The organism is Rhizobium sp. 11_C7_N12_5, from assembly GCF_051811145.1.
GTDB classification, from domain to species: Bacteria; Pseudomonadota; Alphaproteobacteria; order Rhizobiales; family Rhizobiaceae; genus Rhizobium; species Rhizobium lusitanum.
In genome coordinates this window covers 287,955-309,385 of record NZ_JBPWPY010000002.1, presented here as the reverse complement: position 1 = coordinate 309,385, position 21,431 = coordinate 287,955, and the positions used below count along the sequence as shown (strand labels likewise).

The window sequence follows — 21,431 nt, the reverse complement described above, 5'->3', positions numbered from 1 at the left end:
GTGGATGTTGGCGCGCTTGTCAGCGCAGCGCGTTCCTGACAGCGTCCTTGGCCTTGCCGAACTTGGTCTGGATCTTCCCTTCGACCTTTTCGACAGCGCCTTCGGCCCTCAGCCGATCGTTACCGATCAGCTTTCCGGCGACCTCCTTGATCGATCCGCTTGCTTCCTTGGCTGCACCTTTGACACGGTTCTTATCCATTGTCTTGCCTCCTTGGTTTTTCAAAAGAAGAGGCATCGGTTTTCAACCGAGGCCGTAACAATGAAGTAGGGCGGCATGGTATGCGCTTGCAGAGCAGGAACTACTATTTGTACTAGTAGAAAATAGCCTTTTTGACGCTTGCAATGCCGATTCTTCGGTCCAGCGCCCAGACCGAAGCGGAATGACCTCGCATCAGGTCGATTTTCCAGTCTTCATGGGCATCGACATGCCTGTGAAGCCACGTTCCCTCGCCCATATGACGACAGCGGAGCGCCGGTTTACGCCGATCTTCGCGTAGAGAGACGCAACATGGTTGCGGATCGTGTTCCTGGAGAGGTGCAGCGTTTCGCTCATCTCGGCGTCGCTCTGGCCGCGGCAGATCAAAGCGAGAACTTCCCTTTCCCGTTCGCTGAGATCGAGGAGTTGCGCCGAGGGACCCTTGCCGTTCGAGACCTGCCGCAAAGTCGCGAGGCGATCGACAATGGAACGACTGAACCACGATGTATCGGTCATCACGCTCTCGATAGCCTCAATCAGCTCCGCTTCGCTGCGGCTGCGCTCGGTGACATCCTGCAACGACCAGATGACACATTGCTGGTCGCTGATCTCGACACGCTCGGCAGAGACAAGGCAGTCGGCCATCGAGCCGTCCTTCTGCTTCATGCGCAAAACCTCGTCGCGAAGCGGCATGTTATCGACAAGCTTCTTTTCCATGGCGCGGCGGGCTGCGACATCATCCCACAGGCGCAACTCGCTTGCGGTTTTTCCAATAATCTCCTGGAGGCTGTAGCCCGAGAGTTGGGCAAAGGCATCGTTGACTTCGGTGAAGACGAAATCGCCCAATCGAGAAATGGCCGCCGGCGCCGGCGAGAGCCTGAATGACTTGGAGAACCGCTCCTCGCTTTGGCGAAGTGCGTTCTGGGCCTTTCGCCGTGCATCGAGATCGGCGAAAGTGAACAACATGCACGGCTCCTCGCCGACAGCGATGGGCTCGCCCGCTATGATGACCAGCCTATCGCCGCCACTCGGAAGCGGGATCAGGGCTTCACGCTGACGGATCAGCCGGCCTTCCACCAGCTTCGCCAACGCATCCTCGCCCGTATCGCAATTGGCAAACAGGCCCATCTCATCGACAGTTTTTCCAATGACGTCTTCCTTGGCATAATTCGTCATCTCGACGAAACCCTGGTTGACGCGGATGAAACGAAGATCATCGAGACGGCAGATCAGACCGGGTGCCGGGTTGGCATTGAAGGCCCGCTCGAAACGCTCTTCCGCCTCGAAAAGCGGCGTCTCGTCACGAATGACGAGCGCAAGCACATCCGGGCGGACTCCGGCATCCGCAATGATCAGGCTGCGGACGGTGTGGACCCAGACGAGATCCAGATCGGCGGCGGGCGATATTTCGACTGTGACCTCATCGACCGTCTCGCCGCACACCAGCCGCTCGATCGGATATTGGCCCTCGTCAAGCAGATGATTGTTGCGGTAGCGCAGCGTGAAGGCCTGCCGGTAGCCGGCGGCATCGCCACCCAGCTCCTCAATCGTCGAGACCCTGTGCATCCGCAATGCGGCGCTGTTTGCCCAGGAAATAGCGCCTTCAGGGTCGATCAGGATGATGCCGTCGCTCAATCCGGCGACAAGTTCGCGCAATACGTTTCGATTGACGTTCGGCGGCTGCGGCCCATCGCTCATGAGGATCCTCATCTTGCTACTGGCAATTTAGATAGGGAGGCCAGCCGAGAAGAGAAGCTACCATGCGCTCGCAAGAGCAAGCACGGAAAATTACGAAAGCCTGCGGCTCATCATCGAGTAATCGATGCAGGCCGAAGGCGCCGCATTTTGCAGAAATAGCGGCAGAGCGAGGGAATGGACCGGGATTGTCAGCGCATCGAGCGTCGCCGTCTGCTCGGGTGAGAGCTGAACATCAAGCGCGCCGACGTCATCATCGAGCTGTTCCAAGGTATGCACACCGATAATGGTTGACGATACACCGGGCCGCGCCAATGCCCAGGCGAGGGCCACCCGGGCAGTAGTTGTGTCGAGCTCGGCCGCAATGCGGAGCAGAGCGTCGACGATTTCAAGACGCTGCGCATCGGGTTGCCGTGCCAATGGCGATGCGCGATCGGACATGAGGTTTCCGATGTTCTTGCGAGTGTATTTTCCGCTAATGAGCCCGCCATTCAGCGGCGAATGCGAGACGACGCCGAGCCCCATTCCACGTGCCATGGGAATGAGCTCGCTCTCAAACAGCCTGGCGGCCAGCGAATATTCGATCTGCAGACCGACGAATGGCGCCCAGCCATGAAATTGCGCGATCAGCTGCGCGTGCGCGACTTTCCAGGCCGGCGTATCGGAAATGCCGAAATAGCGCAATTTCCCCGATTGAATGAGGTCATTCAATCCTGCCAACACCTCGTCGAGGGGCGCCTGCATGTCCCAATTGTCAAGCCAATAAAGATCGAGATAGTCCGTGCGCAACCGCCGCAAGGTTTGTTCGCATGCCTCTATGATGGCTTCGCGACCCAGCCCCACGCCCTGCTGATCGACGCCGAACTTGGCAGCCATGACGAGCCGGTCGCGTTTGATCGAGTTCCTTGCGAGGTAATTGCCGACAACCGTCTGGGCATCCGGTTTTGCGTCACCCCTGCCCGTATCGAGATAGTTGCCGCCGAGATCGAGATAGTGATCGAGGATCGCCGCGGGCTTCTTGACGCGCGACTGCCAAGCGAAGCCTTCGCCGAAAGTCATGGTTCCCAACGCAAGCGGACTGACACGCAAGCTCGAACGGCCGAACGCGGCATAGTCATCAAGATGCATTCTTTGTCCCCCGACCCACCTGGAAGCCAATACTCAGCCTCCCTTACATATCTAATGTTACGGGAAAACAGGAATTAGACGGCAATTCACGATTTTACTATTCGGGAATCCGGATAATGGGCCGGACTCCTCCAACAAGTCGGATGGAAACGGAAGACCACGCCTCTTTTCGGGCGTCAAACTATGCCAAGGTGATGCCGCAACGCGCAAGTGTCTGCCATTCATGAACAGCGGACATGACTGCAATCGGAATTGCCCATCTTAACGCGGCGACTAGCCTCGGCTAGTCTTTCGTCCGATAATGGCAACTGCGCGCAGCGCTTATCGGTAGATGATAAACAAGGCGGACGAAACATGAAGACCATTGGCTATGCTTGCACCTCAGCGGATGCTCCGCTCGAGCCTTACAGCTTCGAACGACGTGCGCCGCTCGCAAACGACGTGGTAATGGAAATCACCTATGCCGGGATCTGCCATTCGGATATCCATATGGCGCATAATGACTGGGGCTTCACGCTCTATCCGCTGGTTCCGGGTCATGAAATCGTTGGCCGTGTCATCGAGATCGGCAGCGACGTCACCAAGTTCAAGGTCGGCGATCACGGCGCGGTCGGCTGCATGGTCGACAGCTGCCAGCATTGCGACCAGTGCCGCCGCGGCGAGGAGCAGTTTTGCCGCGAAGGCAACACCGGCACCTACAGCGTCCCAGACCGTATCGACGGTTCGATCACCAAGGGTGGCTACTCCAAGCATATCGTGGTGCGCGAAGAATTCGTCTGCACCGTGCCCGAGGGCATGGACCTGTCCCGCACCGCGCCGATCCTGTGCGCCGGCATCACCACCTATTCGCCGCTGCGCACCTGGAACGTCGGCCCGCATAGCCGCGTCGGCGTCATCGGCATGGGCGGTCTCGGCCACATGGCCGTCAAACTCGCCGCGGCGATGGGTGCAAGGGTAACAATGATCTCGCGCTCGCCCGACAAGGAAAAGGTCGCCCGCGAAATCGGCGCCGACGACTTCCTGATCTCGACCAATGCCGGGGCGATGCAAGCCGCGGCCAACGCCTTCGACCTGATCATCGATACCGTCCCGGTCAAGCACGATCTCGATGCCTACATGCCTCTGCTCGACGTCGACGGGACGCTTGTTATCGTCGGCCAGGTCGGCCCCTGGGGCGAGGTAAACGGCCTGCCTTTCCTGATGGGCCGACGTCGCGTCGCGGGCTCGCCGATCGGCGGCATGCGCGAAACGCAGGAAGTGATCGATTTCTGCGCGCGCAAGGGCATTCTTCCGGAGTGCCGGATCATCCGTCCGGAGCAGGTCAACGAAGCCTTCGCGACCCTGCAGCGGGCCGATATTCCCTTCCGCTTCGTGATCGACATGGCGTCTCTGTCGGTTCCGGAAGCAGCCTGACAGGGCGCCTCGGCGCAGCGAGCTTGGACTCTCATCCTTAAATCCCGGCCGCGTCATGGCGGCCGGGTTTGGTCATATTCGTTGATGACGGGATCAGCCTCGGTAACGCAACGCGTCGACCAACAGGGAGAACGCCGCCGAAGGCTGCCGGCGGCTCGGATAGTAGAGATGATAGCCGGAAAACGGCGTGCACCAATCGTCCAGGACGCGCACGAGCCGCCCAGCCGCCACATCCGCGGCGACATGATCTTCCATCACAAAGCCCAGCCCCAATCCCGCTCTCACGGCACGCACGATCATGCCGACATTGTTGAAGACAAGCTGACCGTCGACGCGGACGCGAACCTCGCGCCCGTCCTTTTCCAGCTCCCAGGCATAGAGGCCGCCGGCAGTGAGCAAACGCAGATTGATGCAGTTGTGATCAGCCAGATCGTTTGGCGTCTCCGGCGCAGGATGCCTGGCGAGATAGGCCGGGGAGCCGACGACGACCATGCGGATGTCGGGACTGATCTTGACCGCGATCATGTCCTTGGCGAGAGCTTCCCCAAGCCGGACCCCGGCGTCGAACCGATCGGCGACGATATCCCGCAGACCGGAATCGATGCTAAGCTCGACGCGGATATCGGGATATTGCGACAAAAGCCTTTCAAGCGCCGGCCATAGAACAGTCGTGGCGGCATGCTCCGCCGTGGTGATGCGGATGGTACCGGCGGGTTTTTCGCGCAGTTCGCGTAGAGAGGCGAGTTCGGCGCCGATGCTTTCCAGCGCGGGCCGAAGCGTGGCAAGCAGCCGCTCACCGGCTTCGGTCAGGGCCACGTTTCGGGTCGTGCGCGTCAACAGGCGCACGCCCAGCCGCGCCTCCAAACGCCGCACCGTATGGCTGAGGGAGGATTGCGACGTGCCGAGCCTGGCGGCGGCACGCGTAAAGCTCTTCTCTTCGGCCACGACAGCAAAGGCGTTCAGGTCGACCAGCTCCTCTCGCTGCATTTATGAACTCCTGATATAATTTTATGCCATTGATATCGTATGGTTCCTGCAATGCGACAAGTCTAAAGTCCCTTGAATAACGGCGATCACGCCGTAGTTTTTTATCGAGGAGTTCGAAGCCATGGACATCAAACGCAGCGGTTCCCAACCATCGGCCAAGGGACCGGAAGAGTATTTCACCGGCACGGTTCGCCTCGACGCGCCCTTCAGCGGCCGCGGCAATCTCAGTGGCGCAACCGTGACTTTCGAGCCGGGCGCCCGCACGGCATGGCACACGCATCCTTTCGGCCAGACCCTGCTCGTCGTCTCCGGTCTCGGACGTGTCCAGCGCGAAGGCGGTCCGGTCGAGGAAATCCGCCCTGGCGACATCGTCTGGTTCCCGCCAGGTGAAAAGCATTGGCACGGCGCGGCGCCCGATTGCGCCATGAGCCACATCGCGATCGCCGAGAAGGAAAACGGCTCGCCGGTAACCTGGATGGAGAAGGTGAGCGACAAGGACTATCTTGGGAAGCCGCAATCATGAAACCCCATGTCATCTGCCATATGATCTCGTCGCTTGACGGCGGGCTGCACCCCAGCCGCTGGACCGAGAGCCCAGACGGCAGCCGTGTGGATTGGACGGCACTGTACCAGTCGTGCCACGAGAAACTGGAAGGCGACGCCTGGATGGTCGGCCGCGTGACGATGGCGGAAATGAGCAAAGGCAATCCGCATCCGCCGCACGAGCACGAGCACGACAAGGTCGACCGATCCCGCCATTTCGCCAATCGGGAGGCTGCCAATTATGCGATTGCAGTCGATACGTCAGGCAAATTGCATTTCACCAAAAATGAAATCGACGGCGATCACGTCGTCGTCCTTCTTGGTGGCGACGTGCCGGACAGCCATCTTGCCGAACTGGCGGGAGACGGCATTTCCTACATCGTCTCCACACAGCCGCAGCTCGATCTTCCCGCCATGCTCGACACTCTCAATCGCGAGCTTGGCATCAAGCGCCTTCTGCTGGAGGGCGGCGCCGGCATCAACGGTTCCTTCCTCGCGGAAGGTCTGGTCGACGAAATCAGCCTGCTCGTTGCACCCGCTCTCGACGGACGCGCCGCGAGCCAGAGTTTCGTCGAATTCGGTGAAGAAGGCCTGGCGGGCAAGGTGGCACTTTCGCTCAAGAGCTGCGAAACGCTTGACCACGGCGTGATCTATCTGCGCTACACCGTCGCGCCGCGCTGAGGCTGGTCAAGGAGCACTTTGCCCAAGGCTATGCAGTCAGGTTTGGAAGGAGGCCGCCGGCGGCGGCCTCGGAAATCAACCTCAAGCTCAGCGGCCAGTCGTCTTCATCAGCTGTTCGGGATAGCGTTCGCCTTCAATGGCGATCTCTGCGGCAGCCCGCTGGATTTCGGCCAGGTCATCGGCACTCAGCTCGCGAGGCAGCATCTAACGATTAGACGGCATAATCGGCATAGAGTTATATTCATGATTCATGAGTGGGGAACGCCGAGCGCAAAATGCATGCGCGCCCTGCTGCAAATGCTGGTCGCCATGAAGCGTAAGCTCGCCTCAGACGAGCTTTGCGACGATATCCTCCAGGGCCAGCGCCGCCCCCAGCAGCCGCTCGTCCTGTTCCTTCGGAGCGGACAGCAAGAATCCCACGGGCATGCCGGCGCTGCCGGTGCCGCAAGGCAGCGATACGCCGCACCAATCGAGGAAGTTGCCGATCAAGGTATTGCGCAATGTCTTGAAGTTGACCTTGACGAACAGTTCGTCATCCGCCTCAAGCGGCGCAAGCGCGGGCGCGACATGGGCGACAGTCGGATAAGCGATGAACTCATTCGGCCCGATCATGCCGGCCACGTCCTTGATCAGCTGCTCACGCACCTGCAATATTTCCAGATAGCCGACCAGCGTGATCTTCTCGCCTAGGCGCGTGCGGGCCACGACACGCCGATCCATGGCTTCAGCCTCAGGCCCGGCCAACCGGCGATGATGCAGCGCGAAAGCCTCGGCGGTCACCAACGGGCCATGATCGGCCATCACTTGAAAGAGCCTGTCGAAAGCGGGGAAAGCGGCGCGCCGGACCTTGACGCCGGCAGCGCTCAGCCGGGCAAGCGTCGCCTCGAACGCCTCCGCCACGCCGTCCTCGACATCGTCCATGACGACAGTGGTCGGCACGACGACTGAAAGTCCGGCAGGATTCGCGCGGATGATGTCGGGTGCCGCACGGCCACGCATCGCCGCATCGACCCAGACGGCGTCCTGAACGCTGCGACACAGGGGGCCGAGCGAGTCGAGGCTGGTTGCCAGGGGAAAGACCCCCGCCATGCTGTAGCGGCCGCGACTTGCCTTATAGCCGACAAGGCCATTGAAGGCCGAGGGAATGCGCACCGAACCGCCGGTATCCGTGCCGATCGACACCGGCACCAGCCCGGAAGCGACGGCGACAGCGGAACCGGAGGAAGACCCGCCCGGTATCCGCGCGACATCCGTGGCCCGTGGATTAAGCGGCGTGCCATAATGTGGATTGAGGCCGAGGCCGGAAAAGGCAAACTCGCTCATGTTGACCCGGCCTATCGCGACCATGCCGGCTGCTTTCAGCGCCTTTACGACATCCGCATCCTCTCGCGCCGGCGCGGCATCCGCGAGCACGATCGATCCTGCCGTCGTGGGCAGGCCCCGAATAGCAAAAAGATCCTTCCAGGCCACCGGAATACCATCCAGCAACCCGCGTGAGCGCCCTTCCCGCAATCTCCTTGACGACGCAGTGGCTTCCTCGCGCGCACGCTCCTCGAGCAGGCGCGTAAAAATCGCCTGATCCTTGTGCGTACGGATCGCGTCCAGGCTCTCTTCAACCAGCGTGACAGGATCGAGACTGCCGGACTGGATCAGGACCGACAATTGCGCGATCGACTTGCCGAGATGTGTCTGTGTCATGACGCCTGCTCTCCTCTGCCGCCGACAAGCTGCATCCAGCGACGAACAAGATAGTTGTGCTCATCCATTGTCGTATTCCAAACTGCAATGCAATTGGCGCGCTGCCAATAGGACCCGCCGCTGCGCACCGAGCCCGCCTTTATCCTGATCTGCCCATCCGGTCCCGGCAGGTCTTCGGTCGCGGCGACCCCGTCATACCAGTATCCCCATTCCGCCGGCGTCATGAACTGACGCGAACGTTGCGGCGTTGAGATGTAATAGCCCTGCCGTGCGACGACGGCGCCCGGCCAGCCAGATATCCACCAGTTCAGATAGTCGTAGGCGACATCGAGAAGGCGACCGCTGAGATGTTTCGACAGGCATAAACCACCATGCCAGGCGCGATAGCCCTCGGCGGGCACAGCCTGCTCGACCGGCACGCCCCTGGAATTCAGGATGCCGATACCCGGCGACCACATGCTTTGAACGCTGGTCTCACCGGCGATCATCAGCCGGGCGGCGTCTTCGGCCGTCTTCCAGAAGTCACGGAAGAAACCGGCCTTCTTGCGCTCTTCCAGCAAGTCGATCAGCTGATCGATCTCCTGCACCGACATATTGCCGATATCGTCGAAAGACATCAGGCCGGCGGCTTGTGCGGCGAGCGCCGCATCGAAAATGCCGATGGCGGGCTCGTCCACCAAGGCCACGCGCCCGGCCCATCTCTCGTCAAAGAGTGCGCTCCAGGAATGCATGCCGACGTCATCGTGCGCCTGATCGGTTCGATAGGCGAAGCTGTCAAAATTATGGGTGGTCGGAAGCATGGAGATGAAGCGCGAAGGCGTGTCGCCCAAGGCGAGATTCGGCTGAACGAAGAGCTTGCGGGCGGGCACATCGCCGAGCCCCAGCCGCGGGTTGGGTCCGATATGGCCGGTCTTCGTCAGATCGTTGATCTCGTCCCACAAGACGATGCGCTGTGTGTCGATCGGCTGGATGGCGCGCCAATGCCAGACGATATCGAGATTATGAAAGCACTGATCGTAGATGTCGTATGTTTCCGGCTCCCGCGCCGCCTTGTACTGCGTCGTCAGGAAGTCGTTATTGTCGAAGGTCACGTCGATGCCGAGATCGGTCTGCGCGCGAAGCCGCAGTTCCTCCAGCAGCGAGATCGCGGTACCGAGAACGCGCAGACGCGGCCGCCCCGCCAGATGCAGGGCTGGAGCAGGCACGGTCTTTGCCATGGGTTGATGCTTGTTCATGAAGGGATCGATTATCCTATTGCGCCGCCATTGCCAAAGAAGATGCGGCAGATGGCGTCTGCGGCACGCGTGCCAATGTGAAAGCCTCGAAGGAGCGCTTGACCACGGCGCCATCGATCCCATCCAGGATGAAGACCAGACGTGACGTACGGTCGCCGGAGGGCCATGTGTCCATGTGAACCGGCGCGTGGACCAGATGCTGAACCCCATGCACCGCGACGGGACGCTCTTCGCCCTTGAGGTTGAGGATGCCCTTCACGCGCAGCACGCGCTCCCCGTGCCGGGTGAGCAGCATGGTCAGCCAAAGGCCGAAAGCGGTCCAATCGACAGGCCGGTCGACCATGAGCGAGACGGAGGAAATCGCCGCCTGATGGGGCACGCCCTCTGCCGAAACGAGCTGCAGCGGCTCCTCGCAATAAAAGCCGCTTTGCGACAGGCAGCTATCTGGCGAGACGCTGCCGCGCATGTCCGCAAGCGAGGACAGATCGAGATCGAGATCGGCTGCCATCAGGAGCGGGGCATCGGGATTGAGGATGCGAAGGCGCTCTTCAAGTGCCTGTCGGTCGCAATCCGCCGCGAGATCGGTCTTGGTCATCACAAGTCGGTCGGCGATCGCCGCCTGCCGGTTGGATTCGATATAGGTCTCCAGCTGGCGCAATCCGTTGACGGCATCGACAGTCGTGATCACGTTGCCGGCGCGGAAATGATGCCTGAGCACCGGATCGGCCTTGATTGTGGAGAGCACCGGAAAGGGGTCGGCAAGGCCGGTGCTTTCGATGATGACGCGGCGGAACGGCGGCAACAGCCCGCGCTCGCGTTTGGAATAGAGGTCCTTGAGTGCCGTGGCGAGCTCGCCGCGGACGGTGCAGCAAACACAGCCGGAGCGCAGCAGCACCATGTCGCCATCGACGCGTTCGACGAGATCGTGGTCCAGCCCGATCTCGCCGAATTCGTTGATCAGCACGGCCGTATCGGCAAATGCCGCATCCGCCAGGATGCGCTTCAACAGCGTCGTCTTGCCGGAGCCGAGGAAGCCGGTGAGAAGATTGACCGGTAGGAAGCCATCGGGCTCAATCACCATGCCGCACCTCCATCCTTGCAACGAATGCGATATCAAGGGGATCACACGGTCGGCCGACGAGCCTTTCGGCCGCCGGCCAGAGATGCCCGAGGTCTTCGATGATCTCGCTCGAGCCCGTTCTCGTGGATAGGACGAAGGACGCGCCCTGCCAATCGGAGAGAACGAGGCCGAAGCCGGAGAGCATTTCGTTGGCCGCACGGACGCGCTCGGCGCGTTCACGCCGCCGCTCCGGGCTGGCGTGATTGCGCGTGAAGACGCCCGGCCGGGCCGCAGCATCGGTCCAATGCTCATTGCCACCGAGAACACCGCACAGTGAGCACATGATGATCGTTCCTTCCGAAAACGGCTTCGCCCTGTCGAGATTAGCCGGCTATTTGGCGCGCGGGAAGCGGGCAGCGAAGTCGTCGGCGATCTCATTCATCGTCACGAACTTCACGCCCGGATGCTTGATCATATGCGCATAAAGCCGCTCCAGCATCATCAGCACCTGCGGCCTGCCGGCCACGTCCGGATGGATGGTGATCGGGAAGACGGCATAGTCCATTTCGCGATAGACCCAATCGAACTGATCGCGCCACATCTGCTCGATATCGTGCGGATTGACGAAGCCGTGGCTGTTGGGAGCCTTCTTGATGAACATCATCGGCGGCAGATCGTCGAGATACCAGGAAGCCGGGATCTCGATCAGATCGGTCTCCTTGCCCCTCTTCAGCGGCACCATCCATTCAGAGGGCTTGCGGGAATAGTCGATCTTCGTCCAGCTGTCTCCGACCCGCACATAATAGGGCGTGAAGTCTTTGTGCATCAGCGAGTGATCGTACTTGATGCCGCGCTCCAGCAACAGCTCGTTGGTGACGTTGGAGAATTCCCACCAGGGCGCGACATAACCTGTGGGACGCTTGCCTGAAAGCTTGGTCACGAGCTCGATGCACTTGTCGAGGATCTCGGTTTCCTGCTCGCGCGTCATGGCGATCGGGTTTTCATGGCTGTAGCCGTGAATGCCGATTTCATGGCCGGCGTCGGCCACCGCTTGCATCTGCTCGGGAAAGGTCTCGATCGAATGGCCGGGGATAAACCACGTGGTCTTGATGCCGAACCGCTCGAAGAGCTTCACCAGCCGCGGGCTGCCGACCTCGCCGGCAAACAGGCCGCGCGAGATATCGTCAGGCGAATCCTCGCCGCCATAGGAGCCGAGCCAGCCGGCCACGGCATCGACGTCGACACCAAAACTGCACAAGATTTCCTTCGCCATGGGATGACCTCCTTTGATCAGGTTTTCTATAATCAGTGAGCTGGAATGACGGTCGCGTCGGCCGGATCCCAGGTAAGCATGACCTCGGCCCCCACGGGGAAGGCGCCGGGCCTGTATTTGTCGATATGTGCTTCCAGGGCGAGACCCCGGCCATCGGGCAGGCTGACGCCGATCTGCGAGATATGGCCGACGACATCGAAGCGGTCGACGCGCGCGCCGACGACATTGCCGCCGAAAGCGCCGGCGAGGCTTTCTCGCGCCGAGGTCTCGGCCGCATGCACTTCGATCGCTTCCGACGGAATAACGATATTGACCTTGCTGGAAAGGCCACCGTTGGCCTGACCTGAGAGCATGCCGAACGATGTGGAGACGAGCGTATTATCGGCTTGAGCGCCGGCGACTTCGCCTTCGAAGATGGTATTGCGGCCGATGAACTGCGCTACGAATGGCGTGTCGGGGCGCGTGTAGAGCTGATGCGGCGGGCTGATCTGCTCCACCCTGCCCTGGTTCATCACGACGATCCGGTCGGACAGCGCCAGCGCCTCCGACTGGGCATGCGTGACGAACACGAAGGTCACGCCGAGCCTCTTCTGCAAGAGCTTAAGCTCGTTCTGGATCGCTTTGCGCAGATTGGCATCAAGGGCGCCGAGGGGTTCATCGAGAAGCAAGACGTCGGGCTCGACCACCAATCCACGTGCAAGCGCGATGCGCTGGCGCTGGCCGCCGGAGAGCTTGTCCGGCTTGCGCTCGGCAATATCCTCAAGCCCGAGCGTGGCGAGGATGCGGTCGACCCGCGCATCCCGCTCGCCCTTCACCACGCCTTTGACCTCGAGACCGTATCCGACGTTGCGCCGGACGGTCATATGCGGGAACAGCGCATAGTTCTGGAAGATCATCGATGTCGGCCGCTTCTGCGGCCGTACATCGTTCATTCGCTCGCCCTTGATCATCATGTCGCCGGAGGAAATGCTCTCGAAGCCGGCAATCATGCGAAGCGTCGTCGTCTTGCCGCAGCCCGACGGCCCCAGAAAGGCGATGAACTCCCCCTTTTTGATCGCAAGGTTGAAGTCGATGACGGCGGGAGTGCCATTGTCATAGACCTTGCCGGCATTGATGAGTTCCAAGTCATAAATCATGAGAGATCTCCGAGCGTGGGCAGAGAGGCCGGATTGGCCTCCCCGCGGGGCAAGAGGCAGATGGCCGAAGCCTGTGCCAGACCCAGATCAGGCATTGAGGAATTCATCCCATTTCTGGACGAGATGGTCGTATTCGTCCGGCCACTGGTGCCAATAGGCCACGTTCTTTGCGCGCTCCGAGAGCGAGCCGCCGTCGCGCAGGTCGCCTTCCTTGATGCCGCGCTCTGCAGCGCCCACCCATGGCTTGCCCTCGTACCAGAAGGCGTATTTTTCCGGCGCCATGACCTTCTGGATATTGGTCGAGGGCGAGTAGTAGCCCTGCTCCGATACGGTGATGCCCGGCTCGCCCGACAGCCAGTAGTCGGCATAGGCGATCACGGCTTCCTTGTTGGGCGTGCCCGATATCATCGAAGGGCCGATCGCCCAGCCGCGATAGCCTTCCTTCGGCACCGCATATTTGCACGCCTTGCCCTGGGCCTTGACGGCCATGACCGCCGGCTGCCAGGCGTCGCAGACGACCATCTCGCCCGATGCCATAAGGTTCACCAACTCACCGAAATCACCCCAAAGCGCCCGGAACTGCCCGTCCTTCTTCTTGGAGACGAGGAATTTCGCCGCTTCGTCGATTTCGGCGGCGGTCGGGTTGCCCGGGTTCTTGACGCTCGAAAGCCCGAGCGTGTTCATGGCCATGATGGCCTGGCCGAAGGCGATCAGCGGATCGGTATTGAGGCCCGACTTGCCTTTCCACTTCGGATCGAAGATCGCCGACCAGCTATTGGCCTCTTCGGCCGACAGCACGTCGGGATTGTAGCCGATGGAATCGTAGTTATAGACGGCCGGCACCATGTTCAGCGTGGTCTTGGCATCGTCGGCCCAGATCTGGCCGACGATCTGCTGTTTCGGCCCCCACTTGTCGGATGGCGTCGTGAAGGTGTCACGAATATTGGCCCAATTTTTCAGCGAGGCGGCCGGGATCGCTTCGACATTGTTGGTCATCACGATCGACGGCAGGCGTTCGCCGATGATCTCCCAGCAATCGTAGTCCTTGGAGCCAGAGAGGATCTTCGTCTGCGCATCCGGGAACGTCGCTGCCGTGCCGGAGGTTTGACCGACGCCGCTTTCCTTGCGGAAATCGGCGAGGATTCGTTCCTGAACGGTGACGGAAAGACCGATGGTGCGCAGCTGCTCCTTGGCAAGGCCACTTGCCTGTGCGTAAGCCATCCGCGACGATAGGAGTGGCGTGCCGCCCCCGATCGCCAGCGCCATCATGCCGGCCGATTGTTTCAACAGAGAGCGCCTGTTCATTTCCATTTTGGACATCTCATGTTCTCCTGTGCTGATTGCTGTTCCCTGAGCCCTTGGCGGGCCTGCTTTATTGCCGTATCGCGTGGCGCCCGGCCGCTGCCGGAGCGCCGGCGATCAGTACCGCCCCACCAGGAGGCCACCATCCACGACCAGAACCTGGCCGGTCATGTATCTCGCGCCCTTCGACGCGAGGAATGCGATCACATCGGCGATATCTTCCGGCTCGCCGAGCCGGCCCATGGGGATGAATTCGGCTGCCTTCTCGGCACCCGCAGGGCCGAGTGAATTCTCTTCCGAGAGCAGTTGCGCAGTGCGGATATAGCCCGGGGCAATGCCGTTGACCCTGACGCCGTCTTTCGCCAGCTCGACGGCAAGCCCTCGCACCAGCCCAACAACGCCGGACTTGGCGGCGGAATAATGGACATGCTCGTCCCATCCGTAGGCGACGCCCATGATGGAGGAGAGTGCGATGATGCTTCCAGATTTACGGGTGCGCATGCCGGGCGTCGCAGCACGCACCAGCTTGAAGATGCCCTTCAGGTCGACATCCATCGTCAGGTCCCACTTGTCGTCGCTGAGCTTGGCGAGCGGGGTGCGATGGGCGATGCCGGCATTGGCGACGATGACATCGATCTTGCCGAAACGCGCTTCGACATCGGCGACAAGCTGGTTGGCAGCGTCCGTCGAGCGGACATCGTAGAGGTGGAATTCAGCCGAACCGCCGGCGGTGAGAATGTCGCGAACGGTCGCCTCGCCCTCGTTTTCGAGGATATCGGTGACGACGACATAATCGCCGAGCGCGGCAAAAGCCTTGGCTGTCGCCTGGCCGATGCCGATGCCTGCGCCGGTGATGATGACAACCCGCTTTTGTAAACTGTCCATCTGCTTCTCTCCTTCAGAGCATCACGTCGCCGGAATTAGGCCCTAGCGTCTGACCGACGAAGAGGCTTGCGGCCGGCGATGCCAGGAACGCCACGGTCGCGGCCACCTCTTCAGGCTCGCCGAAGCGGCCGAGCGGCAGCTCGCGTTTCTTGCGCTCGCGCCATTCCTCGGAAAGCCCCAGTACCAGCGGCGTGTTGATCGGCCCCGGCGCCACAGCATTGACCCGCACGCCACAGCTGGAAACCTCGCGGGCAAGCGCCTTTGTCATGCCGATGATTGCCGCCTTGGCGCCGGAGTAATGGACGAGCTCGATGCCGCCGATCTGCCCGAGCTGCGAGGCGACGTTGACGATCACCCCCTCGCCGCGTCGAAGCATTGCCGGCATGACCGCCTTGGTCATCAGGAAGGTGCCGCGAACGTGCACGGCAAACATCCGGTCGAAATCCTCAAGCTCGAGATCCTCGAAAGCGGCCTGATGCGCAATGCCTGCATTGTTGACGAGAAGGTCGACGTCGCCGTGCGAGGCCTCGGCGGCAGCATGGATCGCCGCCACATCCTCGGGCCGGGCGACGTCGCCGGCGATCGCGGTCGCCATACCGCCTGCCGATATGATTTCCGAAGCGACGACCTGAGCCCGGTCGCCGGAGAGATCATTGACCAAAACCGCATAGCCGTCAGCCGCAAGCCGGAGCGCGATAGCCCGACCAATACCCGAGCCGGCGCCGGTGACGATTGCAGAAGCCCTATGCGTCATCATGCGTCCTCCTGGATGCGGATGCGCTTGGCGCGGCGAACCGACAGCCCCATCAGGATCGCGTAGGTGCCGAGAAGCGCGAAGGAAAACAGCGTCGTCAGCACACCGAAGGCAAAGACGTTCGGATGAACCTCGACGGAGAAGGTGCCGTAGATGGCGAGCGGCAGCGTCAATTCCCGGCCGGAGGCAAACAAGGTCCGCGAGAACTCGTCATAGGACAGCGTGAAGGCAAAGAGCATGGCCGAAAGCACGCCGGGGAAGATCAGCGGGAAGGTCACCTTGCGGAAGGTGCGCGCCGGGGTGACGCCAAGCGACCAGGACGCCTCCTCCATGCTGGGATCGAACCTGTTGAAGATCGCCAGCATGACCAGGAAAGCGAAGGGGAAAGTATAGACGACATGCAGGACGAAGGCCGTGCTCCACCAATGCCGGTCGATGCCGAAAGCATTGGCGACGAGCGCCATGCCGAGACCGACCAGCACGCCCGGCACCATCATGCCGAGAACGATCAGATAGAAGACGACGCCCGAGCCGCGGAACTTGCGGCGGAAGGCCTGGGCGGACATGACGCCGAGCACCGTGGAGACGATCATGGTCATCAGCGCGAGGGATAGCGAACGGATCAGCGCCTGATCGATCGGCAGGGGCGCGATGCGCGAGGGCGGCGTCAACCCGAAGAGATGACGATACCAATAGGTTGACCATTCGATGATCGGGAATTGCGGGCCGCCCTCCGGGCCAGTCTGGAACGACAGGATCGCCAGGACCGCGAGCGGCCCATAAAGGAAGATGAGAAAGAGCGCCGTATAAACACCCAGGCCGAGTTTGATGCCGCCAGCGTTCATGATCAAAGCTCCTTTCTGAGGTCGACGACCCTGAGCAATGCGGCAATGACCGCGCCCATGACGATGGTCAGGATGACGCCCGCGACCGCCGCAAAAGCCCATTTCAGCGAGCCGACCTGGGTGACGATGATATTGCCGAGCAGATTGACCTTTCGGCCGGACAGCGCGGCGGCCGTCGCGAATTCGCCGAGAACCATCACGGAGACGAAGATCGAGCCGACCACTACGCCCGGCATGGACAGCGGCAGAATGATCGTGCGGAAGATGCGCCAGAAGCCGGCACCCAGATCCTGTGCAGCCTCGATGACCGAGGCGTCGATGCGGCCCATCATGAACGCGATCGGCCCGACCATGAAGACGCAATAGATTTGCGTCATACCGATGATCACGGATAGCTCCGAAAACAAGAGCACTTCGATGGGCTGCTGCACGATGCCGAGCTTCATCAGGATCATGTTGATCGCCCCCTCGGTACCGAGCATCGGCCGCCAGGCGAGAACGCGGATCAGGAACGATGTCCAGAACGGAATGACGCAGAGGACGAGAAGCACGGTCTGCAGCGTCTTGTTCTTGACGAGCAGGCCGACGAAGAGCGCCGCCGGATAGCCGACGACGAGGGTCGATATCAGCACGAGCAGCCAGATGCGGATCGTCGTCCAGAGAGCCCCGAGATATGTGGGGCTGGTCAGGAAGGTGACCCAGCTCTGCAAGGTCAGCGTCGGCTCGATCTTGAAGGTCGTCTGCGTCCAGAAGGAAACATAGACCATCATCAGGATCGGCAGGACCAGAAAGGCGAGCATCCAGATCATGCCCGGCGCCAGCAGCCAGAATGTCTTGTTCGATGCCCTGCGCACAGTTGCGCTTTCCTCTGCGGCGTCCTCGCTTGTCGCAACCATGGTCATCTCTCGCTCTCCTTGGCGGGTCCGGGGGAAGGTTTCGGGATGCTCAGATCAACCGAAGACAAGGGCATCCTCCTTCTTCCAGACGAGCGCATAGCGATCCTTTTCGACGAAGGCCGGTGGCCGGGCGTGGCTGAGATGGGACTCGACCTCGAAGACGTGCCCGCCATCGAGCGAGAAGAAGGAATTGACCGCCGCGCCCGAATATTCGCTGGCGATGAAATCGCCCTCGATACGGACCTCATCGTCCGACAGCCGGGCATCGCGAGGACGGATCGCAACGCGGTCGTAGCGGATGGCATAGGCCGGTTGCGGCGCCTTCCGGCGCGACGCGTTCAGCGGAAAGCGGCCGGCGGGACCGACGAAGGCATCCTCGACGACAGCACCGGCAAACAGATTGTAGCAATTGAGATAGCGGGCGACGGCTGCCGAGGCCGGGCTGTTGTAGACGACATCGGAGGCAGCGGCCTGCGCGATGCGGCCGCGATCGAGAACAAGCACGAGATCCCCCATCGCCAGGGCCTCGGATTCGCTGCCCGTCACATGCAGGAAAGTCACGCCGCAGCGCTCCCTGATAATCTTGAGCTCACTTCGCATGCGGCCGCGCAAGTTGGCGTCGAGCGCGCCGAGCGGCTCGTCGAGCAGCACCATCTTCGGCTCCGTCACCAGTGTGCGCGCCAAGGCGACGCGCTGGCGCTGACCGCCGGAAATCTGCGTGACGGCGCGATCGTCAAAGCCCTTGAGACCGACCAGCGCCAACATGTCCTGAACCCTCGAGGCCAAGGCGCGCGGATCGGTGACCGGATCGACCTTGCGATTGCGCAGGCCGAAAGCGACGTTTTCGGCAACGGACAGATGCGGAAACAGCGCGAAGTTCTGGAAAACGAAACCGATGCCGCGATCATGTGGCTGAACACCATCAAGGCGCTTGCCATGAAAGAGGATCGAGCCGGAATCCGGCTCCTCGAAACCGGCGATGACACGCAGCAATGTCGTCTTGCCCGACCCGCTCGGTCCGAGCAGCGAAATATAGGCATCGTCGGGCAGAGAAAAATCCACCGCATCCAGCGCGGGCGCCGCGCCATAGGACTTGGTGACTTGCTTGATCTGAAGAACGGTCGACACCGATTTCCTGCCAGTTTCAAGGCAAGGACCATCCTTTAGGCAAAGAGCCGCCATCGCCGGATCAGCATTGATCCGGACACCAGACGTCCGTCTGCTTTCGCGCATGATCACATGCGCGTCAAAGAGATGTTCCTTGGCGTTTCAACGAGTTCCACCTGCGGCGCTTCTGATGAGCGCCTTGATGATGAAAGCATCGCATAAATGATTTTTGTATTCAATAGACTTTTTTTCAAAAGTCTGATTGCCCGGCAACAAATATCAAAACCTCAACCGACATCCAGAGCACTAGCCGCGAGAAACTCCCGTCGAAAGGCCCCAAAGTGTCGTCACCATATGATCGAAGCAAAGGCAGCCAGGTCAGTGCTTCCTACGGAAATAACTCACAAAAATGCGTATTGCATCCCGCACACTTACCCTCGCCGCGCATCGGCGCCGGCTTACGGAATGGTATTAGTTGAATTTCGTATTCAATAGTCATTTATTTTTGCGCTATATTGACGCTACAAAAAGCGTAAGAGTGAGGCATCGGAACGACATGAGTCCATTGCATCAGATGACCGAAAACGGTGCGCGGCCCAGCGCGCAGAAGCGCTACGAGATCGCGGAGGATGTACTGCGCGGCAATATCGAGGACAGCACACTGCCGCCCGGCGTCGTGCTGCTCGAGGGCCCGATCGCGGACATCCTGCAGATTTCGCGCGCGCCCGTGCAAAGGGCGCTCCAGACGCTGGAAAGCGAGGGGCTGGTCCATCGCTTCAACGGGCGCGGCTATCTCGTCGGCCCCGCCGGCCAGGGCATCGAACCGAACCGCATTGATATCAAGACGCTCGGGCTTACGATTCCGCGCCATGCCGACGAGGCGCTGCAAAGTCGTGCCTCCTGGGAGCGGATCTACAACACGGTCGAAGCGGATGTGGCCGGGTGCGTCGTCTTCGGCCAATATCGCATCATCGAGATCGAACTGGCCGATCATTTCAATGTCAGCCGCACCGTAGTGCGCGATGTGCTGACCCGGCTGCGCGAACGTGGCCTCGTGCGCAAGAACCAGTCTTCCCATTGGATCGCCGGGCCGCTGACGGCGCAGATGATCAAGGATCACTTCGTCTTGCGCGGCATGCTCGAGCCCCAGGCACTGGTTGCAGGCGCCGACCACGTCGATCGTGGGCGATTGAACGACCTGTTCCTGCGGCTTTCCGATCTGGAGCGGCACGAGCCCGCCGATCATCTCGCGGCTCTGGAAGCCATCTATGCCGATTTCATCGACGTCTGCATTCTTGCAACGCCGAATGAGCGGCTGAAGGAATCGATCCGCAACAATCTGCTGCCGGTGACGGCGACCGAACGGTTGCTGCGGCGGCTCGGCCTGCCCGGCGACCCGGCCATCATCACCGAGCTGCGCCTGGTGGCGGAGCTCTTGCTGCGGGGTGCCGTGAAGGCGGCAGCCGCAATGATGGAGAATCATCTGGAGGCCGCCGTCAACCGAACGATCGCGCAGATGAAGATCGTCGCAATCATTCCCGGCCCAAGCGTGACGGCTGCCTATCTGACGCGCGTTCTCGAATAGAAACCGGCGGAGCCGGCTGCGTGCTACCTACGCATCCAAGACGCCTATCACTGGGAAGTCTTCACCACAGATGCCGGCCAGGGATTACGGCCTTCCCGAAGCCACGTCAGCGTATCGGCCCAGAAGCCGCTCGCGTGGCTATCGTGAAACAGGGCGAAATGGCCGATTGCTTCGCGGCCAAAATCGGCAGGTTTCAGCAGCACGACCCCGTGTTGCGCGCCGGTATAATAGGTCAGCGCGCGGCGCACCGCCGGCACGGTGCCAAGCTCGTCATCCGAAACCGCGATCGCCAGGATCGGAGCCTTGACGGCCGCCATCCGGCAAAGCGCATCTTTCCGCTCGTTTCGCGGATGGTTCAATTCGAACCGGCGCCGGCGAAAACTCCACTCGTTCGCCACATTGCGGGGCAGGTCCTCCAGCCAACCAAGCCGGCGACCGGGAAAATAGCCGCAGAAGGCCGTAATCGCAGGCATGGCGACATGCCATTTGACGAGCAGACCCAGCCGCCGGCGCGGCGCGTAATCACCCCACCAGGCATATTGGGCGCCCACGGTCAGCATTCTCTCGATCATCGCGGCACTTTCGGCCAGTCCCGGCAGAAAACCGCCGATACTATGGCCGACCACCATGAGCGGGCCGCCGCGCCGATAGCCGGCCATCAGCCGCAGCGCAGCGTCAAAATCCTGCTCGCCCCAGTCCCGCCAACGATAGCCGACGCCCTTGAGGCTTTGCGGACGCGATTGGCCGATGCCGCGGTAGTCGAAGGTCAGCACATCGAAGCCATGCCTCGCCAGAAACTGCGCATAGCGATGATAGTAGCGTGCAAGAACGCCCGTTGCCGGATTGATGATCACGCTGCCCGCGGGGGTATTCGTCTCCGCGCGCCAAAGATGGCCGCCAAGGACCACACCGTCCCGACAGGAGATGGAAATTGGCCGACCGCTGATGGTCGATGGATGGATTGCCTCTTCACTCATGCCCGACAGCATGGGATGATCGCCGCGTTATGTAT

At 61.1% G+C, this 21,431-nt stretch carries 21 protein-coding genes; 4 read left to right on the top strand and 17 right to left on the bottom strand.

Translation table 11 applies throughout. The features are described 5' to 3' along the window. Positions 1–19: 19 nt before the first annotated feature. The 3 genes from AB8B29_RS20600 to AB8B29_RS20590 form a co-directional block, all read right to left on the bottom strand. Complete coding sequence (locus tag AB8B29_RS20600; protein WP_037193245.1) at positions 20–199, bottom strand: CsbD family protein; 180 nt, start codon at positions 197–199, stop codon at positions 20–22. Between the two features lie 192 nt (positions 200–391). Next, positions 392–1,894, bottom strand: a complete 1,503-nt coding sequence (locus AB8B29_RS20595; RefSeq protein WP_037192559.1) for a helix-turn-helix transcriptional regulator — start codon at positions 1,892–1,894, stop codon at positions 392–394. A 90-nt stretch (positions 1,895–1,984) separates the two neighbouring features. After that, a complete protein-coding gene (locus AB8B29_RS20590) occupies positions 1,985–3,019 on the bottom strand; it encodes an aldo/keto reductase (protein WP_037192563.1) in 1,035 nt (344 codons plus the stop codon). Positions 3,020–3,373: 354 nt separating this feature from the next. Here AB8B29_RS20590 and AB8B29_RS20585 point away from each other — a divergent pair, with 354 nt between their 5' ends. After that, positions 3,374–4,432 (top strand): NAD(P)-dependent alcohol dehydrogenase, encoded by a 1,059-nt coding sequence (locus tag AB8B29_RS20585; protein ID WP_047638416.1) that lies wholly within the window; start codon positions 3,374–3,376, stop codon positions 4,430–4,432. Positions 4,433–4,525: 93 nt separating this feature from the next. Here AB8B29_RS20585 and AB8B29_RS20580 read toward each other — a convergent pair whose 3' ends face one another. Then, positions 4,526–5,419 (bottom strand): LysR family transcriptional regulator, encoded by an 894-nt coding sequence (locus AB8B29_RS20580; RefSeq protein ID WP_047638415.1) that lies wholly within the window; start codon positions 5,417–5,419, stop codon positions 4,526–4,528. 121 nt (positions 5,420–5,540) lie between these two features. On the opposite strand from AB8B29_RS20580, the gene AB8B29_RS20575 reads away from it, so the two are divergent. Continuing rightward, positions 5,541–5,942, top strand: a complete 402-nt coding sequence (locus AB8B29_RS20575; RefSeq protein WP_037192572.1) for a (R)-mandelonitrile lyase — start codon at positions 5,541–5,543, stop codon at positions 5,940–5,942. Then, positions 5,939–6,643, top strand: a complete 705-nt coding sequence (locus tag AB8B29_RS20570) for a RibD family protein (protein ID WP_047638414.1) — start codon at positions 5,939–5,941, stop codon at positions 6,641–6,643. The genes AB8B29_RS20575 and AB8B29_RS20570 overlap by 4 nt, the downstream gene beginning before the upstream one ends. A gap of 327 nt (positions 6,644–6,970) precedes the next feature. On the opposite strand, the gene AB8B29_RS20565 is transcribed toward AB8B29_RS20570, so the two are convergent. The 12 genes from AB8B29_RS20565 to AB8B29_RS20510 all read right to left on the bottom strand — a co-directional run bounded on the left by AB8B29_RS20565 (position 6,971) and on the right by AB8B29_RS20510 (position 18,855). Next, positions 6,971–8,341, bottom strand: coding sequence for an amidase (locus AB8B29_RS20565; protein WP_047638413.1), 1,371 nt, complete (start codon positions 8,339–8,341; stop codon positions 6,971–6,973). Then, entirely contained in the window at positions 8,338–9,576 is a 1,239-nt protein-coding gene (locus AB8B29_RS20560; protein WP_047638412.1) for an extracellular solute-binding protein, read from the bottom strand. Before AB8B29_RS20560 ends, AB8B29_RS20565 begins: the two co-directional genes overlap by 4 nt. Before the next feature lie 16 nt (positions 9,577–9,592). Next, on the bottom strand, positions 9,593–10,657 hold the full coding sequence (locus AB8B29_RS20555; protein WP_439006703.1) for a CobW family GTP-binding protein: 1,065 nt from the start codon (positions 10,655–10,657) through the stop codon (positions 9,593–9,595). Next, a complete protein-coding gene (locus AB8B29_RS20550) occupies positions 10,647–10,979 on the bottom strand; it encodes a hypothetical protein (protein ID WP_047638410.1) in 333 nt (110 codons plus the stop codon). Before AB8B29_RS20550 ends, AB8B29_RS20555 begins: the two co-directional genes overlap by 11 nt. A 48-nt stretch (positions 10,980–11,027) precedes the next feature. Beyond that, positions 11,028–11,909, bottom strand: a complete 882-nt coding sequence (locus AB8B29_RS20545; protein ID WP_037192585.1) for a polysaccharide deacetylase family protein — start codon at positions 11,907–11,909, stop codon at positions 11,028–11,030. Positions 11,910–11,941: 32 nt separating this feature from the next. Beyond that, complete coding sequence (locus AB8B29_RS20540) at positions 11,942–13,045, bottom strand: ABC transporter ATP-binding protein (RefSeq protein ID WP_037192586.1); 1,104 nt, start codon at positions 13,043–13,045, stop codon at positions 11,942–11,944. An 87-nt stretch (positions 13,046–13,132) separates the two neighbouring features. Beyond that, on the bottom strand, positions 13,133–14,365 hold the full coding sequence (locus AB8B29_RS20535; RefSeq protein WP_037192587.1) for an ABC transporter substrate-binding protein: 1,233 nt from the start codon (positions 14,363–14,365) through the stop codon (positions 13,133–13,135). Positions 14,366–14,464: 99 nt separating this feature from the next. Further along, the gene (locus AB8B29_RS20530; RefSeq protein ID WP_037192588.1) at positions 14,465–15,232 is read right to left on the bottom strand and encodes an SDR family NAD(P)-dependent oxidoreductase; all 768 of its coding nucleotides are present in this window, start codon (positions 15,230–15,232) and stop codon (positions 14,465–14,467) included. A 13-nt stretch (positions 15,233–15,245) separates the two neighbouring features. Next, positions 15,246–15,986: an SDR family NAD(P)-dependent oxidoreductase gene (locus AB8B29_RS20525; protein ID WP_037193247.1), complete on the bottom strand. Its 741-nt coding sequence runs from the start codon at positions 15,984–15,986 to the stop codon at positions 15,246–15,248. Next, positions 15,986–16,831 carry an ABC transporter permease gene (locus AB8B29_RS20520; RefSeq protein WP_037192589.1) on the bottom strand — a complete coding sequence of 282 codons (846 nt, stop codon included), beginning with the start codon at positions 16,829–16,831 and terminating at the stop codon, positions 15,986–15,988. The genes AB8B29_RS20525 and AB8B29_RS20520 overlap by 1 nt, the downstream gene beginning before the upstream one ends. A 2-nt stretch (positions 16,832–16,833) precedes the next feature. Next, positions 16,834–17,733 carry an ABC transporter permease gene (locus tag AB8B29_RS20515; protein WP_037192590.1) on the bottom strand — a complete coding sequence of 300 codons (900 nt, stop codon included), beginning with the start codon at positions 17,731–17,733 and terminating at the stop codon, positions 16,834–16,836. A 48-nt stretch (positions 17,734–17,781) separates the two neighbouring features. Beyond that, the gene (locus AB8B29_RS20510) at positions 17,782–18,855 is read right to left on the bottom strand and encodes an ABC transporter ATP-binding protein (RefSeq protein ID WP_037192591.1); all 1,074 of its coding nucleotides are present in this window, start codon (positions 18,853–18,855) and stop codon (positions 17,782–17,784) included. A 553-nt stretch (positions 18,856–19,408) separates the two neighbouring features. Here AB8B29_RS20510 and AB8B29_RS20505 point away from each other — a divergent pair. Then, positions 19,409–20,419, top strand: a complete 1,011-nt coding sequence (locus AB8B29_RS20505) for a GntR family transcriptional regulator (RefSeq protein WP_037193248.1) — start codon at positions 19,409–19,411, stop codon at positions 20,417–20,419. Between the two features lie 47 nt (positions 20,420–20,466). On the opposite strand, the gene AB8B29_RS20500 is transcribed toward AB8B29_RS20505, so the two are convergent. Further along, a complete protein-coding gene (locus AB8B29_RS20500) occupies positions 20,467–21,396 on the bottom strand; it encodes an alpha/beta hydrolase family protein (RefSeq protein ID WP_037193250.1) in 930 nt (309 codons plus the stop codon). Between the last annotated feature and the right edge of the window lie 35 nt (positions 21,397–21,431).